This window comes from Brasilonema bromeliae SPC951 (assembly GCF_012912135.1).
Classification (GTDB): Bacteria; Cyanobacteriota; Cyanobacteriia; order Cyanobacteriales; family Nostocaceae; genus Brasilonema; species Brasilonema bromeliae.
The window spans coordinates 1-17,082 of the sequence record NZ_QMEB01000133.1 but is presented as its reverse complement, the minus strand read 5'-3'; the positions used below and the strand labels follow the sequence as shown (position 1 = coordinate 17,082).

Genomic DNA, 17,082 nt, shown 5'->3' with positions numbered 1-17,082 from the left:
AGGAACGAAACCCAACAATTAACGTTTGTGTTGGGTTTCGCTCCGCTCAAACGCCACTTTGCTCAAGTCGGGAAACCCGCCCATGCAAGTGGCTCCCCAACCTACTAATTTTAAGGTTTTTGGCTCTAACTGAACCGTATTGAGTTATCAACTAGTTATCAGCTATTAAGTCATTGATAACCCTTCGGGTATGCGCAAAGCGCACGCCTTACGGCTAACGCCAGTTGCCAAGTGAGGGAAAGCCGTCATTCGCACTGGTCTCACTGTTCACTGATAACTGATAACTGTTAACTGTTAAGTTCCTACACAGGAGACAACTGTTTAACCTTGCTTTCCAGGGAGCTCATCAGCGATTCAAAGGGCTTGACAAACTTATCGATACCTTCAACAAGCAGTTCGTCCATCACTTTGTTGATATCGATGTTGATGTCTGGATCTTTGAGGCTTTCTATCAGTTGGTAAGCTTCTTCTATCCGTGTTTCAATGCGGCTGGCGACGTCGCAGTGGTCAGCACAAGCATCAATTGTCGCAGGTGGCAAGGTGTTGACAGTGTCGGGACCAACCAACTCATCAACATACATCACGTCGCTGTAGTTGGGGTCTTTGGTGCTGGTGCTTGCCCACAGGAGGCGCTGTACTTTTGCTCCCTTGGCTGCTAATGCTTTCCAGCTGTCTGTCTGAATTATCTTTTTGTATTCCTGGTAAGCAATTTTGGCGTTGGCGATCGCCACTTTTCCTTTGACATCTTTCAGCTTGGCTTCTACGGTAATGTCATCAACGCCTTTTTTCAATTTCGCGTCAATCTTACCATCAATATTGCTGTCAATTCGGCTGAGGAAGAAGCTAGCGACAGAAGCAATTTTGCTAATATCCTTACCTTCGGCTGCCCGTTTTTCTAAACCACTAATGTAAGCCCAAGCTGTTTTGATGTAGCTGTCAACAGAGAACAACAGCGTAATGTTGACATTAATGCCATCAGCGATGACTTGTTCAACTGCAGGTAAACCCGCTTTTGTACCGGGAATTTTAATCATGACATTTTCCCGACCAATTTCTTGGTAATAGCGACGGGCTTCTTTGATTGTTGCCTGTGTATCATCAGCAATGTTTGGTGGAACTTCGATGCTGACGTAACCATCCAATCCATTGGTTGCATCATACACGGGGCGTAGAATATCACAGGCGTTGCGGATATCTGCAAAAGCTAGCGATTCATAAATTTTGTCTGTTGGTAATCCAGCTTTGATTCCTGCTTCTATATCAGCATCATAAATCGCGTTTCCGGCGATCGCTTTTTCAAAGATGGCTGGGTTGGAGGTAATCCCACAGATTCCTTTATTTTCAACCAGGTCTTTGAGTTCGCCAGATTGAATAATATCACGGCTCAAATTATCCATCCAGATGCTTTGACCGTAGTTTTTAATTTCCAGTAATTGATTAGTTGCCATAGCTGTATTTGTTTGACTCCTGCTTCTAATGTATCTAAGTGACGTTTGTCAAGTTGTTAGTTGTTAGTCGTTCTACTAACTCATCACGACTAACGACTAACCGCTTACTCATAGCTTACGTGCTGACTACACTTGAAACTGCGCTTTTTACGCTCTTCTAGTGACCGTTCTGAATGAAAGACTCTACCTTTGCAACATCTTTTGGGCTTCCAATAATCAAAGGTGTCCGCTGGTGCAGTTTTTTGGCTACTACCTCTAAGATATCCATGTGTCCCGTAGTAGCGCGACCACCTGCTTGCTCAATCACAAAGGCTAGGGGAGCGGATTCATAAAGTAAGCGCAGTTTACCTTCTGGTTTCGGAAGTGTCCCTGGGTAGAGAAACACACCGCCTTGAAGCAAAATTCTGTGGATGTCACTTACCATTGCCCCACTATAGCGAGCGGTGTAACCTTCTGTTCTGTGGACATAGCGAACATACTCCCGAATCGGTTCATCCCACTGCCAAAAGTTTCCTTCGTTGACGCTGTATACGGAACCGTGGTCAGGAATCCGGATGTTTTCTTCTGTGAGGATAAACTCCCCTAAACTTGGGTCAAGGGTAAACGAATGAACTCCCCTACCAATAGTATAGACTAGCATTGTGCTGGGGCCATATAATATGTACCCCGCTGCAATTTGCTGGCGTCCAGAGGCTAGCAGATCAGCCGCTTCACCATTGAGGTCACTTCCTTCCTGTTGCCGAATTGAGAAAATGGAACCCAAACTGAGATTTGTATCGGTGTTGGATGAGCCATCTATGGGGTCATACAAAAGAGTGTAGCGACCTATGGGGCAGTTTTCCGGAATGTAGTAGGGTTTTTCCATTTCCTCGGAAGCTAGGCGACAAACTAAACCGCTTTGCTTGAAAACTGAGATAAAGACATCATTGGCATAGACATCCATCTTTTTGACGGATTCTCCCTGCACATTGACTTCCCCTGTAAATCCGAGAACCCCTTCCATTAAACCTGCACGGCTGAGGCGACGAGCAATCAGTTTGCCAGCTAAGGCGATCCGATTCATGAGCGCACTCAGATCCTGTGCTTGAGGTGAAAAGCTCTGAAGTTGCTGCAGGACATGGCGGGATAATGTTGTACAATCCCGATCTAACGCCTTGTCTGCCACTTCGTTAGTATTTAACTCCAAAGATTCCGGCGCTCTGGCCATTTTTTAACCTCCCTAGAGACTAGGTGTTTTTGTGGTTCATCCCGTGGGTTGCAACTTGTGGTTGCTGCCTCTATCTTAGAAAGGTAATTTGACAACTTAAATGTGATTTTAGATAAACTAAAGAAATGAATCAGCTATGGGTCTATGCAAAGCTGCCTCACCAGTCTCGAATGATATACTTGAGTAACTCTACTCAGTCTGGCGAAGAATTTAGATACAATAGTGTTTCCTGTGAGAATAATCTGTAAATTTACTTGCCTACCTGTACAAGAAAGAAACATCTATTCGCAACCAGAGTTTTCTTACTGTTCCCACTCGTTGGGTACACTTATACAGATACAGTCACTGAAAAAATACAAATAAGCAAATTTTCCACTTCCTTAGTCTTTAAGATTGCTAAGTACACCATAGGGTTGGAAAAACCGACTCATTATGACTATGATCTTAGAGTCACAACTCGTCGGGCATAACTTTTCACTTCATCGAATTGTTTGATTTCTTGTTTCTAGATATTTCAGCAATAGCTTGCATAACTAGGAAACAATCTGTTATCATGATTATTCATCGCTATTGAGACTATTATCTTTTCACCCAACTACCTCGTCGCTCCTCCTCGCGCGGTTTAGACTTATTAACCCTGAGTTGACGACCCATCCATTCAGCACCATCTAATTCTGTAATAGCTGCATCCTCTTGGGCGTCTTCACTCATGTCTACAAAGGCAAAACCGCGCAAGCGGCCAGTTTCGCGGTCAGTAGGTAAGACAACTCTTTTCACCTCGCCATATTCTGCAAATACTACTTTTAAATCTGCTTCTGTGGCGCGGTAGGAGAGATTTCCAACGTAAATAGTCATGTGAATCACGTAAGTCGCAACGAATAGCGAAGAATTTAGCGTGAATATAGGGAAACAAACAGCAGAAACTGCTTCCGTTTCGCCTCATTCACCAATAGCAAAGAGCGCAGGAAAGATACAACGAAGTTGAATCTTAATTGCGACTTCGCCACCGGCTGGACTGAATTTTCGCATACGCTACATATGATAACTGATTTTGTCAATTTTCAAAGTATGAGATTTTACAATCACATATCAATTTAAATTAGCTTAACTTATAGGTTGTTGTAGAATATATAGCAATTCTCATTTGAATCACATATATCACCACGAATAATGTGAAAGTGCATGCACTTTCACTAGCTCCGTGTGTATTGCACGCCACACCACCAAGCGCTACATAGTCAATAAAATTTTGTTTGATTTTTTAAGCTGTTTCTTGCAAAGATACTAAGGTTTCCTTAGTATCTTTACTTATTTTGGTGATATTTACCTAAATATTGGTAGATTTGAACTTTATTCAATGCTAATCGACTGAGGACCACTAGCTTTGCCATTATGTCCTTCAGCAGATTGAGTGGTAAAAGTCGTGTTGCTAGTTGAGTCGAGTTGTTGAGAGAGCCAGCTTTTAACAGGATCGTCAGCAAGGTTGAGTCGTAGCAAACCAGAAACGAAACCGCCCAGAAAAGAAAGTGGATGGTGGGTGAATTGTTGAAATATTGGTTTCAATTCATCAACGAACATGAGGGTTCTCCTATGACTCAGTTAAAAATGACCGTTATTAAGGCGATCGTAACCTAAGAACTGTAAATGCGTTGATTCCCTAGTGTTCGTTCTGGAATCAACTTCTCTTCTTTTTCCCATCGTCGTAAAGTGGAGGGGGAAACCCCAATGAGATCCCCAAACTCTGCAACTTTCCACAGAAATCTTCTCATAGCGGTAAACTATGAGGAAGTTTAGCAAACTATTTAGCGATTAAGTCATACTCTCTTAACTTCTAGTTGGTCGGGTAGCCTCAATTTGTATTACTCCCTTCGGTGGTGTAAGATTACCGATGTCATTTCTGCTCCCCGGCTCCCCTGCTCCCCGGCTCCCCTGCTGCCTAAACGGTAATCTTCGGGCGGGAAAGGAGTAGCCCACTTATGTGGGCTTTGTTCTTGTAACCAAGGCTTTAGGCTGTAAGCTGATGAAAACCGTATTGGGCGGTGATGGTAGATTCCCTCACAACCACCGCTTTTGTTGTCGATACCGTTATAAGTATCTCCACGCCTAGGCTGCGCCACCGGTAGTTCCTACAACGGAACGGCTGGTTGCAAAACGAAGGGGAACCCCCAAAGGCGGACTGCCTAATTATTTACATTAAGGTTTGTTCAGGCATCATGCACTTATCAGAGTCGCAACCTGCTGGTCCTGCTTCGATTAAATCGCCGAAATCGTAACGGCTTAAAACAGCATGAAAATCTTCTGTTTTGCGGTGCATTTCCACTTCTTTCATCAGCTGTTCGTACCGTTGTTTTGTTATCGGCTCAAAAGGTAAGCGAGGAAAAGTTTGAAGGTCGTCAAACCGTGCCAGAAGTGCAGCACTGATGTAGCCCTCATCATTTTTGATGGCTTCGTATATCCGAGTTCCTAAAGTTTCAACTTCATTTTCTCGTAACTCAATGGTCGCAGAGGTGTTATGTGTGACATAAAATCTCTGTACCTGCATATAGAAATCTATTTGGGCGATCGCACTAAATTGACTGATATCTATTTTATCAGCACCTGGTAAATCAGCCCAGGATACAGCGACCGGGATTTCCACCAACCATTCGCTGACTCGCGGATCAAAGGGGTCATTCAACAATGTACCGTCGTCATCTTTATCTGATTGGGAGGGTATAATATTGTACCCATACTCAAGACAAGCCAAAGCGACGGGATCATTTTTGCGGCAGGTAATCCGACGTATAAATCTTTGTGCTTTGGGGGGATGCCATCCGGGGCTAGCACCTGTCAACAGAGACTTCGTACCGCTTGGTTGAACTGTGGTGCAGCGGTTTGGACGTTTTAAGCCGTGGCGATCGCAGTAATCCCAAACAACACGATGTACAGTCTCTTTCCAAAAACTTAGGTATTCCTCCTCTTGACGCTTAAACGCCAATCCTTCAGGAGTTGCAGGTCTTCCTTTTTCCCACCAACGTAACCAATCAACCCCAAAAGCATGAACAAAGAAATCAAATAACCCAGTAAAAGAAACACCGACAATTGGGTCTAATTCGCGGCTGTATTGGTAGCGGGGTTCAATAAATTTGTGATGCAGAAGTGCTGCTACAGAAAGTGCTCCAGCAGTGAAAGCTTCTTCCTGTTCTTTGTAGTTATTTGGGTCAATTTGGTTGAGGTGAATTTCTGAGAGATTGCAATGAAAATTTGAGCCAATAATTTCCAATTTTGTTATCCTAAAGGCTTGTTATCCTCTAGTTCTGGAGGTTTTCCTCATACCCATTGCTGGGATACAACTGGTCAATTCCAGTTCAGTTCAGCATACCTTTTCTACCATTTAGTAGCCGGGGACTCGTGGGGGTATTATATTCTCTTCAGTTACCAGTTCTTCAGTGATCACTGCTTAACTATGCACTGAAAAGGTTCAACTCCTATGCGTTGCACTACCTTAGACTTTTAAATAATAAGGTTAGCTCAAGATTAGCATACAGTCATTAATGAGTCATTTCAGAGTTAGTTAATAATAATTTTTTCAATTTTAAATAACAATTCAAAACTCACCTTTTCTGCTTAGCCTTCCTTGAATTTCCCCGGTTTTTAACGTGAGGCAAAACTATCTACCACACGGGTTTAAACCGTAACGAGCCAAACGATGCTCTAATTCACTTTCAGGAATTTGAGGATAATTCTCTTGCAACCAATCTTTGGCTTTACCCAGAGCATAAGCTTTGAGAAAATCTATTTTTTGTTCGTGATTTTTCAAAAGGTCACAATTAGCTCTAGCGACAGCTTCACCAGCCCATTGAATCGCACCTTCACCGCTGTAGTATTGTTTGCGGACAGCATCAATACATTCTTTTAATGTAGGCTTTTGATGAAAAACTCTAGTATGGTTTGCCATCCTCAGAGAATCACGCTCTGGATCGATGCGCCAGTTGCCATTCTCATCTTGCTGCCAAAGATTTGCCTTAGCATCTGCAAACAAATTATCCTCACTATAACCTTGGCGCATTCCAGCTGAGCGCCTAATATTGCCGGCAACAATTGTGACAGCTGCTCGATCAATTAATAAACAGCATTCAACAGAATTTAACTGTCGTCCTACAGCTTTATTCAGGATAGATGCACAATGCTCATACAGTTCTGGTAATTTTACAGGATTCGCAACCCCTCCAAAACCGTTGAGAGGTTCTCCTGCTTGACGTACGTCGCTAAGATCAACAATAACTTGAACATCTTGTGAAAATCGTTCATCGGTTGAAAGTTCCAACAAACTTTGATAAGATTGCACCCAACCTTGACGGCTATCTCCAACGTAAAGAGTAACGAGATTGCTTTCTATTATGACTTCTGTCTGCTGGCGACGTCTCCTAGGAGGAGTCATACCAATTTCACCTTGCACTTGTACATGAAGGTGATTACGGATAGGGGGCAACTTGCTGATATATTGTGGTTCTAAAACGGCTCCAGTTCCGCAGCCCATCATTGCCAAATCCATCATCAACCCGAAAGCACTCCAGTCTTGCAGGTTGGTAGACGTACAGTTATAAGCCCCAGAAAAATTTTTTTGCTCTTTGATCCAATTTGTACCGCCAACCCATAACCAACGTCCGCTGGGTAATGCTTTCAAGTTTCGCTGCATCCGTTGTAGGATATCAGCTTCGTGTGGAAGTAATTTCCCAAGAGTGATGAAGCCTTGGATAGTGCGATCGCACACCTGATCCCAAGTCTCCCTCACCCCAGCCTCTTGACGACGGCTATAGGTTCTAAAAAAGACTGGATTGGCAGCTGGCGCAGTTTCTGGAAATTTTGCACCCTGGCGTTTTTTTTCAAGCTCACGAACCATAGAGAATCAAGCCTTGTTGCTCACCGACATAGATTACGACTATACGCCAAGTGCAATGAGAAGATAAAGATTGAAAAATTGTGAGATTTGCGCTGCGTGCTTGGCTAGACTCATTGCAGTATAATTTTCCTATGTCTAAGCCGTCACGCCTTTAATTTGCACACAGTCCACAGGTGAGATCTTTGCCGGGACGCTAGTCTATGTCTTTTTGAACTTTTAATTTTGAATTTTAAATTTTGAATTTTGAATTACTTATCGCCCCTTGGCGTTCTCCTCTTGCCCGTGCCCTTCATCGTAACCGTAGCCAGCCATACTCGCGCTACTTTCAACTTGCGACAGTCCAAACTGACGGACGCCCAGCTAATCGTACTGTTGTGTTTCGTGGCTTTCTAGGCGATACTAATTTGCTGAAAATGATCACTGACACACGCAGCGAAAAATTCGACCAAATACTCCATCAACCTTGGACAGAAGTATGCTGGTACTTTAGTGTCACTCGCGAACAGTTCCGCATTGCTGGAGAATTGTCTCTCATCGATGCCAATCATCCTGACTCAGGACTGCAAAAAGCTCGTCAGCAAACGTGGCAAGACCTTTCAGACAATGCTCGTGTACAATTTACTTGGCCTCATCCTGGAAAACCTAGAGCTGAGCAAGAAGCTTTCTCATCTTCTGTTGCTGATCCCGCTCATCCTCCACAAAACTTTTGCTTGTTATTGCTCGATCCCGTGCAAGTGGATCACCTAGAATTGCGTGGCAATCCCCAAAATCGTTGGTGTTATCTGAGAGATAATTCTCACACATGGTCTACGACTGCAATTAATCCGTAAATAATTTCTGCTTTTGTTAAAGTTTTATTGCTGTCGAATTGCTTCTACTTCTAGGACAGTCAAGCAGTGATTGGTTCATATGCTAATTTTTTGATGTACTGCACCCAACTGATAACCGCTATAATTCTGAGTTCTTTCTTGGTAATTATTAAAAATCTAAAATAGAGTCATCTTCCTGAAAAATTATGAACCATGATTAAACTCCAAAGACAACTAACCCTCGAAGAATTCCTCGCACTTCCCGAAGGAGATATCACCTACGAACTAATCGAGGGAGAAGCTGTTCCTAAATTTAAAAACGATGAAATATCACCAAAATTTTTTCATAGTTCTATAACAGGAGCCTTATTTATACTATTGTCTGCATGGGCAGAAGGAAAGGGACGGGTTGTCATTGAATGGGCAATTAAGCTAACACGAAATCAACAAAACTGGGTTCCTGTAGCAGATTTGACTTATATTTCTTATAACCGTCTTGCTGCTGATTGGTTGCAAGATGACGCTTGTCCTGTTGCACCCGAACTAGTTATTGAAATAATCTCACCTGGTCAAACTTTTGGTGAAATGACAGAAAAAGCAACAGATTATTTAAAAGCTAAAGTTCAACGAGTTTGGATTATTGATACTAGAGCAAAAACTATTACTATTTTTTATCCTGAACATGCTCTCCCTCAAACCAAGCGCGGTACTGATAGTTTAGAAGATTCCTTATTGCCTGGACTACAAATTACACCTCAACAAATCTTCCAGCAAGCAAGAATTTGCTAACTTACGCAACGAATCCAAACCCAGAAACCTAGTACAGGACGACGAAAACAAAGCACCCATACCCTCCGGAAAGCCGGTGCACGTCTACAGAATCATGGAAAAGCTTATATTGACTCCCTTCCTCGTTAAATCCCAGAACCATCCAAAAACTCTTCAATCACCTTATTTTCTAAAAGACAACAAGTGCGCATTTCTGAAGATGCCTCATCTTTTAATATGTGGGAATTTGAGGTCTGAGGTGTTGACAATGATGAGTTAACGAAAGGAACTAAAACTTTTTGCTGCGGTTGTTGCAACTGTTCAATTTTTTGTTCCAATTGCTCGATGCGGTCTACTAAAGCACGGATGACTTGGGCTTCAGCATCTGGTAAACTTCCGTGTTCCAGGGGATTGACTCGAACGCCAGAACGGTATAGAATTCGACCAGGAACGCCAACTACAGTACAATCTGGTGGCACGTCGCGCAAGACAACTGATCCAGCACCAATGCGGACATTGTTGCCAATTTCGATATTACCGAGTACCTTGGCTCCGGCTCCAACAACAACATTTTCTCCTACAGTTGGATGGCGCTTACCGCATTCCTTACCAGTACCGCCAAGGGTGACACCTTGATAAATTAAGGTATAGTCTCCCACAATTGCCGTCTCCCCAATCACCACACCCATTCCGTGGTCAATAAAAACACTATGACCAATCGTTGCACCAGGGTGGATTTCAACTCCGGTTAAAAATCGGGCTATGTGTGAAATCAGGCGAGGAATAAGGGGAATGTGAATGATATGCAGCCAATGAGCCAACCGATATAACAGTAAGGCTTGCAAACCGGGGTAGCAAAACAACACTTCCAACCAGTTACGAGCAGCTGGGTCGCGTTCAAAGATGATGCGGAAGTCAGCAAGGAATATAGATAGCACGGTTGTTGTACCCTAGTTTCGCCAATCAACTCAGACTCTATTTTAGCGTTCTAGGTGCCATGAATAAAATCGTTGGTTGTAATACCAATTTGAAAAATGATTGGTACACGCTTCACGAATTCTTGCAGCCGTAAACAGGCATACACCGAATAGGGTTTTATCACGCTCTGAGTCAAACCCTTGGGCAAAAACTAGCTGTATCTCTTGCTGTGTGAGAATTTTGGCGCGTCCGTACCGATTGACGTTCATCGTCAGACAAAAAACTACTGTGTCCACAGCTTACAATTAAAAGCCCCCAGATGCGGTACTGGAGGCTGAGAATTTGCAAAATGGTACTACTGGAGGAATTACGAAAACTCATTGACTAATGAGTTGTATCTAGTTTGAATGTGAGACGTATTCAAACTAGCTAATTACTTTTTAGAATATTGATACCATAATTAAAAAGCTGCTAACTCAGTATTCTAAGGGCTTGCAGCTTTTTAGTTGCGGAAACTTTATATTTTTGTAATTAAGTGTTTATACGGCCATTGTAATATGGTAGTTATACTGCTAAAATCCTTTGCTTTTTACCTTTAGGGATAATTGTTTATGAGACTACCTGCTATAACTTTTACTACTCTGCTAGCTACAACGTTTGCAATGACTAGTGTTGTTTATGCTGATGAACAAGCTGATAAGCAAGCAATCATGAAAGCCTATGCTGCTTATAACGCTGCTATTGAACGTAAGGATGTTAATCAAATATTTGCTGACTATGCTCCTGAATTCACCATAATTAGACCTAATGGAAAGTTAACAAATCTGGAGCAGGAGCGCCAACAAACACAAAACGATTTTAAGAATATACGTCAAATTAAGGCACACGATGAGATTAAACAAATCCAAATCAATGGGCAAACTGCAACAGTGATAGGTATTGGATATACAAGTGCAATTGGTTCAAACCCGAACAATCCTCAAGTTCCTGTCCCTTTTTCAAATGTAAGTCAATACCAAGATATCTGGAAACGAACACCGGGTGGATGGAAACTTATAAGCACCCACGTTTTACAGTCAAATGTTAACGGACAGCAAGCATCTCAAGTAAACGAAAATAATTTAACTCCTGCACAACGGCAATCACTTGCTGAAATGAAAAGAAGATACATGCAAGGGAGAGAAAGAGAGATGCAAGGGATAATAGAAGATATGCGAATGAGAAATAATATGATGAATTGCATGAATGGTGTTGGTTACGGATGCGGAAGCAGCATAATTGGTAATTAAGTAGTATTAAGAAAAAACTTCGAGGTTACTTGACCAAACATTAGACAGGGTAGTCAACCGTAAAAATTGCAGAGGCACTGGAACGACGGCTAATTATCCAGTGCTTTTTGTTTTAGTTTTGCTTTTCAGTTTCCAACCACTTATTTTAAATTCATAGGGATTCTTGAGTTAGATGACATGAAATCTGGTGACTGCTATTAAACCCTTGGTAACACATGTAGCTATACATGTAGGTTGGGTTGAGGAACGAAACCCAACTCCAAAATTTTGATTTTGTTGGGTTTCACTGCGTTCAAACGCCACTTGCTACCCTACGGGAAGCCGCCCTCTGGGCGTCTACAAGTCGGCAAAGCCGCCCAACGCAGTGGCTCCCCAACCTACCTATCTACCCATCTACCCATCTGTCGCATTCTTTTCTGAAATTGGTATAAGTTGGTGAAATACCAATACCTACACCAAACCTGAAAGTACAGAATGATAAGAAAGCAGGGAAAGACTAGAAATGTACTAAGTCTTTCCCTGCACCCTCTGTACTCCATGAACCATGAATAGCTACAGCTTGGTTTATAGAGATTTCGGGATTTGACTAACGATTAAATTGAAAAAATATGCCGGCTTTGAGCAATCCTGTGTCACTACCATAACTACTGAGGGTGAGCGATCGCAAATTTTTGAAAAACGGCTTGCCCAGCACCTCCACAAACTTTAGAATTGGTAGTTGACGCTCTAAAATATCCTGACTCTTTGTCCAGTCGATATACACATAACCTTGGTTCGGTTCAGGAATAGTAGCGATACTGTCTTGGAAATCACGATTCTTAACTAAGGGGTTCTCCTTAGCCGTCAAAGCTGCATTGATTGCCTCAACAGAAGATGCAAAAATCTCGTAATTTCCAATGTCAGCACGCGCTGCTAGAACATTTGCTTGAATTGTAAACAATTCTCGCTCTTTTGCTTCACTAGATTTATTGATAGCAGTTTTTAGCTGTGCCCAAGCAGAGATTTTTTGGTCATTTAGGGTGAAGGAATTCAGCGAAAGCCTTTCTGATGAGGCGAGTTCATCCAAACGGGAAATTGCTGCGAGTGTCCCCTCGGATTTTTCCGCTACAAAAATCCAATCGGGATTTGTTTGTTCTGCACGGGGTAACAATCCTATAGCGTATTCTCCTTGCACCGAGTTGAAAATATCCTCTCTCCAGTTTATGCCGGAACGTTTTTGAACATCTGCCACCGGGAGGAATTTAGAAATCACATCTTCTGTGGAAGCAGATAGGCTAGCTGTGACTTGTTGCCAAAGTTGTGCTAAATCACTGTCACCCAAACCGCTTAAATTTGCTCCTGCTACTGCTAAACTTGCTGAAGCTGGGATATAATCCAACGCACCCACAGGTTTAGAGAGTTGTGCAGCTGGGGGTGAGGTTTCTTTTTTAGCCAAAAAAGCAGTTTCAGCGAGCAATCCTTTGGGGTTTGATACTAAGGAAATAATTTGGTTGTCATAAGTTTGAGCATCGGGTTTGAGATTCTGCCATTTTGCTACTACGGGGAGATTGAGAAAAGCAACAGCCTGTGCTTCTTTGGACAGTTGTTTGGTTGCTTTTTGGTATTTGCCGGAACTGGTTAAATTCAAATCGGATACCTGTACATTATTAATTGCCTCTCGCAGCACTTTTGGGTGATTGGCAAACAAGACAAAGCTATTACCTACAACTGCACCAGCAAGACTATTTTGGTTTTTGACTCCTTCGTTGTGATCAGACGTTGAAGGAATCTGATTGTCAGAAATCAGCTTCACGCCTTTGTATTCTTCAGTTGCTAAGTTTGCCCCAGCCAAAGCCCGCTTAGAAAACAATAACTGAACAAATTCACGGCTTTTCTCGGGTTGAGTGGTTGCAAGTGCCATTAAATACCCTGGCTGTTGTCCGTTCTCAGAGTCGTGATCAATATCTAAGCTTGTGACAGCTAATGTTATTTCGTTCCCTAACCAAGGTTTAATTTCCTGTTGGTAATCTATACCCGTATTCGCCAGTAATCTTGTTTTCAATTTTGACAGTTCTCCATCACGCTCAAACGCCTGCAAGCGTTCTGGATTCACGAGCATCGACACCATAACTGGTGCTTGTTTAGACACGAATATGGCAGCATCTGACTGTCCTGTAGGAGCGATACCGGTTAGGGAATTTTTGGCGGATAACCCGTTACAACCAGTCATACCAATCAATAGCAGCATCATAATACCCACTGCTACAACTCGCAAAAATGAACGTTGTGTCATAATTTTTATACAGACTGCTAGAGGTGCAAATACTAATAATCAAATACCAAATTAAATTATGAATGGTAGTTCTGTTACTAGAAATTAGTTTAGTACTGAAACTTGTGCACAAGTCTATCAAAAATCATGTTATCTCTAATTGTTAGATGCTCAGTTTCGCGCATCCAGCCGAACTCTAGAGAAAATTCTGCAATTAAGGCTGATACCCGTTTCATTAAAACCGAATTTTTCAGTTCTTGAATGAAACAGCACTTACGCACCTACCAACCCCAAAAAACGAAGATTTTTTGTGAATATAATATAGTATAGAAAAATTATCAAAACTTCATGATGGGCAAACCTTCCGAACCATCCATTACCCAAATTAACGTTGAGGAACTGGCACAACGCTTATCTTCAGGAGACCCAATTCAGCTTGTGGACGTGCGTGAACCACAAGAGGTGGCGATCGCCTACATCGATGGCTTTGTCAATTTACCTTTGAGTGAGTTTCCTGACTGGGCAGATCAAGTCAACACTCGCTTAGATCCTCACGCTGAAACCCTTGTGCTGTGTCATCATGGCATTCGTTCTGCTCAGATGTGTCAGTGGTTAGTTGTTCAAGGCTTTACAAATGTCAAAAATATTATGGGTGGAATTGATGCTTACTCAACTTTGGTTGACTCTTCAATTCCCCAATACTAGCTCCTGTTTTGAGTGAAGTGGCTATGTAGTCTCCTAAGACTGACGATTCCAACTTGTCTATGCTATCCTCTGTACAAGCTAGGATAGCTTTAAGTGTTGAGTGGAAAATATTGTATTCTACCTACGTGCCTTTTTTGGCTGTTCCGGAAATTCGTAACCTGAAATACAGAGATTTCAAGAAGCTTATGCAAGTATCCATAAGTAGGGGCTATTTACTTCAATCCAAAAGCTTTTTTCAGCAGTAAACTTGTATTAATAGTAACTTTATCAACACAATACTGAATATTTACTTTTATTTACTTCTTTTTCCTTATTCTCGTAGAAGCAAAGTGTTTGCTATGTTGCTTTACTATTATTAATCCTTATTTAATTTAGAGCTATCTCTAAAAACTTTTTCAAAGTTCGCTTAAAATTCGGCTTCAGTAAAAAACTCCTTATGCAAGTCCAGCTTACAAATCGTCAACAGCAGATACTTTGGGCAACAATACGTCATTATATAGCCACAGCAGAACCTGTTGGTTCTAAAGCTCTTGTTGAAGAGTACAACCTTGGTGTTAGCTCAGCAACAATTCGCAATGTGATGGGCGTGTTGGAAAAAGTTGGGTTACTGTACCAGCCTCACACTTCTGCGGGACGCGTACCTTCCGACTCTGGCTACCGTATTTATGTTGACCAGCTGATTACACCTTCTGAAACTTTAGCACGAGAGGTAGAACTATCACTGCAGAAGCGGCTCAAGTGGGAGGATTGGAGCTTAGAAGCTCTCCTACAAGGAGCCGCTCACATTTTAGCAACTTTAAGTGGTTGCATCACCTTAATTACAATGCCGCAAACTGCAACAGCAGTGTTGAGACATTTACAACTCGTACAAGTAGAAACGGGACGGGTGATGTTGATTGTGGTGACGGATGGATATGAGACACATTCAGCATTGATGGATTTAGCGCAAGCCTCGGAAGATGCACAGCCAGATGCAGAAGTCATCGACCGGGAGTTGCAGATTGTCTCTAATTTTTTGAATACTCACTTGCGGGGGAAAAGCATAACTGAATTAGCTAACTTGAAATGGAGTGAATTAGCCCAAGAGTTCCAAAGATATGGCGAATTCTTGAAAAATTCACTTGCTGATCTTGCTCGTCGCACTCTGACACCATCTGCAACACAAATTATGGTTCGCGGTGTTGCTGAAGTTTTGCGTCAGCCAGAGTTTTCGGAATTACAGCAAGTGCAAATGCTCATCCACCTGTTGGAAGAAGAACAAGACCAACTGTGGCGATTAATATTTGAAGAACAACCGGAGGCGGAGGAGATGGGTAAACCGCGAGTCACTGTTCGTATTGGTTCAGAAAACCCTCTAGAACCTATACGCACTTGCTCGTTGATTTCTTCGACCTATCGCCGAGGTTCTGTATCATTAGGTAGCGTGGGAGTTCTGGGGCCAACGCGGCTGAATTATGAAAGTGCGATCGCCGTAGTCGCTGCTGCTGCTGATTACCTCTCAGAAGCTTTCAGTTGTTTCAATCCCCAGTAGAGCCAGTAGGTATTTATAAAAAAACAGCATATGGCAAATCTTGGACTTCACCGGTGAGTACGCCTTGAACTCAAGTTCAAGGCTAATAGATCAAGTCCGTTAAAACGGACTCAAAAACTTATCCAGTCCGTTTTAACGGACTTGAATATTGAGCCAAGAAATTTATTTATTGGCGGATGAAAAAGCAGATCCAAGATCTGAGTTATGGCAAAACAATTAGTGAATTCGTCAAAACTAGCTTAAATAATGGTCAGAAAAATTACTTTTGGAGCGCTATGGCTAGGACTGATTGTCTATGCCTTTTTCTTTGCCCCTCCTAATCAACCTGATACATTCGAGTTGATTAAAAATCTTTCTACTGGTCAGTGGCAAGGAATTAACCCTTTAGTTGTAGCACTCTTCAACATCATGGGCATCTGGCCTATGATTTACAGCTGCGTGGCATTTATTGATGGTAAAGGACAAAAAATTCCTGCTTGGCCTTTTGCTTCTGTTTCTTTTGGAGTTGGGGCTTTTGCCTTACTACCTTACTTAGCTTTACGGGAACCAAATCAAAAGTTTCCTGGCAGCAAAAATGCTTTTTTCAATATGAACGTTACGTACAAGCGTGTACCTACTTGCGGAATCGTTAGCTTCATTGAATAATTAGCCTTGAACCGCTCAAGGAACTGTCAATGACTAACATAACAGGTAACAGCGACGCATTTTACGATCCACTGACACCTGATAATGCCGCCATGTTGCTGATTGACCATCAGGCTGGACTTTTTCTAGGTGTTCATAGTATTGATCAGCAAATTCTCAAGAATAACGTGATTGGTTTGGCAAAAACAGCAAAAGTTTTCAATTTGCCGACGGTCTACGACTTCCTGGGTGATATCGCTGCGGTCAAATAAGCTATTGTCTGACAATTCGCCTGACTTAGATGTGCAGCAGTCAGGTCTACCCCCCTTAAGTCTGCGCGAATCAAGTGTGCTCCAATCAGGTGTGCCCCAACCAGATTTGCATTAGTTAAGCACACATGAACCAGGTTTACATTGCTAAAGTCTGTCCTGATACGTATCGTCTCAAAAGTTCCTGAGCATCCATATCTTTTGTCTCCTAACAATTTGTCAAAATCTTTTGTGAATTAATTAAGTAATAAGCTTTTTATCAGCCAGGCTTTAGCTTTATGCAGCACACATCTTTAGCTAGTTTGTGAGTGTGGCTGTCAGTTTATTTGACACTCCCCTGCCTAAAGGCGAGGGGATTCTACATTCATCGTCAGAACTTGC

Annotated in this window: 15 protein-coding genes and 3 pseudogenes; 7 read left to right on the top strand and 11 right to left on the bottom strand. The window is 42.3% G+C overall.

The window, feature by feature from the left end; all coding sequences use genetic code 11:
- Positions 1–302: 302 nt before the first annotated feature.
- The 8 genes and pseudogenes from tal to DP116_RS16935 form a co-directional block, all read right to left on the bottom strand.
- Positions 303–1,448 (bottom strand): transaldolase, encoded by a 1,146-nt coding sequence (gene tal / locus DP116_RS16970; protein ID WP_169156297.1) that lies wholly within the window; start codon positions 1,446–1,448, stop codon positions 303–305.
- 157 nt (positions 1,449–1,605) lie between these two features.
- On the bottom strand, positions 1,606–2,655 hold the full coding sequence (fbp, locus tag DP116_RS16965; protein ID WP_169156296.1) for a class 1 fructose-bisphosphatase: 1,050 nt from the start codon (positions 2,653–2,655) through the stop codon (positions 1,606–1,608).
- A gap of 579 nt (positions 2,656–3,234) precedes the next feature.
- Positions 3,235–3,510, bottom strand: a complete 276-nt coding sequence (gene rbp, locus DP116_RS16960; RefSeq protein WP_169156295.1) for an RNA-binding regulator — start codon at positions 3,508–3,510, stop codon at positions 3,235–3,237.
- A gap of 495 nt (positions 3,511–4,005) precedes the next feature.
- Positions 4,006–4,233 carry a ssl0294 family protein gene (locus DP116_RS16955; RefSeq protein WP_169156294.1) on the bottom strand — a complete coding sequence of 76 codons (228 nt, stop codon included), beginning with the start codon at positions 4,231–4,233 and terminating at the stop codon, positions 4,006–4,008.
- Between the two features lie 53 nt (positions 4,234–4,286).
- Positions 4,287–4,424, bottom strand: coding sequence for a MerR family DNA-binding transcriptional regulator (locus DP116_RS16950; protein WP_211173327.1), 138 nt, complete (start codon positions 4,422–4,424; stop codon positions 4,287–4,289).
- A 90-nt stretch (positions 4,425–4,514) separates the two neighbouring features.
- Positions 4,515–4,772 carry a hypothetical protein gene (locus tag DP116_RS16945; RefSeq protein WP_169156293.1) on the bottom strand — a complete coding sequence of 86 codons (258 nt, stop codon included), beginning with the start codon at positions 4,770–4,772 and terminating at the stop codon, positions 4,515–4,517.
- 71 nt (positions 4,773–4,843) lie between these two features.
- Positions 4,844–5,914 (bottom strand): annotated as a pseudogene (gene nrdJ / locus DP116_RS16940) (ribonucleoside-triphosphate reductase, adenosylcobalamin-dependent); the annotation flags it as partial.
- Between the two features lie 396 nt (positions 5,915–6,310).
- A pseudogene (locus DP116_RS16935) lies at positions 6,311–7,537 on the bottom strand (glycyl radical enzyme family protein); the annotation flags it as partial.
- Between the two features lie 236 nt (positions 7,538–7,773).
- Here DP116_RS16935 and DP116_RS16930 point away from each other — a divergent pair.
- Together DP116_RS16930 and DP116_RS16925 are read left to right on the top strand one after the other, a co-directional pair.
- Positions 7,774–8,367, top strand: a complete 594-nt coding sequence (locus DP116_RS16930) for an Npun_F5749 family FMN-dependent PPOX-type flavoprotein (protein WP_169156292.1) — start codon at positions 7,774–7,776, stop codon at positions 8,365–8,367.
- 192 nt (positions 8,368–8,559) lie between these two features.
- Positions 8,560–9,135 (top strand): Uma2 family endonuclease, encoded by a 576-nt coding sequence (locus tag DP116_RS16925; RefSeq protein ID WP_169156291.1) that lies wholly within the window; start codon positions 8,560–8,562, stop codon positions 9,133–9,135.
- Positions 9,136–9,260: 125 nt separating this feature from the next.
- Here DP116_RS16925 and cysE read toward each other — a convergent pair whose 3' ends face one another.
- Complete coding sequence (gene cysE / locus DP116_RS16920; RefSeq protein WP_169156290.1) at positions 9,261–10,052, bottom strand: serine O-acetyltransferase; 792 nt, start codon at positions 10,050–10,052, stop codon at positions 9,261–9,263.
- Between the two features lie 591 nt (positions 10,053–10,643).
- Here cysE and DP116_RS16910 point away from each other — a divergent pair.
- Positions 10,644–11,321 (top strand): nuclear transport factor 2 family protein, encoded by a 678-nt coding sequence (locus DP116_RS16910; protein ID WP_169156289.1) that lies wholly within the window; start codon positions 10,644–10,646, stop codon positions 11,319–11,321.
- 586 nt (positions 11,322–11,907) lie between these two features.
- Here the strand turns inward: DP116_RS16910 and DP116_RS16905 are convergent.
- Complete coding sequence (locus DP116_RS16905; RefSeq protein WP_169156288.1) at positions 11,908–13,593, bottom strand: DUF3352 domain-containing protein; 1,686 nt, start codon at positions 13,591–13,593, stop codon at positions 11,908–11,910.
- Positions 13,594–13,920: 327 nt separating this feature from the next.
- Here DP116_RS16905 and DP116_RS16900 point away from each other — a divergent pair, with 327 nt between their 5' ends.
- The 4 genes and pseudogenes from DP116_RS16900 to DP116_RS16885 all read left to right on the top strand — a co-directional run bounded on the left by DP116_RS16900 (position 13,921) and on the right by DP116_RS16885 (position 16,704).
- Entirely contained in the window at positions 13,921–14,277 is a 357-nt protein-coding gene (locus DP116_RS16900; RefSeq protein WP_169156287.1) for a rhodanese-like domain-containing protein, read from the top strand.
- 436 nt (positions 14,278–14,713) lie between these two features.
- A complete protein-coding gene (gene hrcA, locus DP116_RS16895; RefSeq protein ID WP_169156286.1) occupies positions 14,714–15,808 on the top strand; it encodes a heat-inducible transcriptional repressor HrcA in 1,095 nt (364 codons plus the stop codon).
- 246 nt (positions 15,809–16,054) lie between these two features.
- Positions 16,055–16,399: pseudogene (locus DP116_RS16890) on the top strand (DUF2834 domain-containing protein); the annotation flags it as partial.
- An 83-nt stretch (positions 16,400–16,482) separates the two neighbouring features.
- Entirely contained in the window at positions 16,483–16,704 is a 222-nt protein-coding gene (locus DP116_RS16885; RefSeq protein ID WP_169156285.1) for a cysteine hydrolase family protein, read from the top strand.
- Here DP116_RS16885 and DP116_RS16880 read toward each other — a convergent pair.
- Entirely contained in the window at positions 16,668–16,916 is a 249-nt protein-coding gene (locus tag DP116_RS16880) for a pentapeptide repeat-containing protein (protein WP_246275666.1), read from the bottom strand. The genes DP116_RS16885 and DP116_RS16880 overlap by 37 nt on opposite strands.
- Positions 16,917–17,082: the final 166 nt, after the last annotated feature.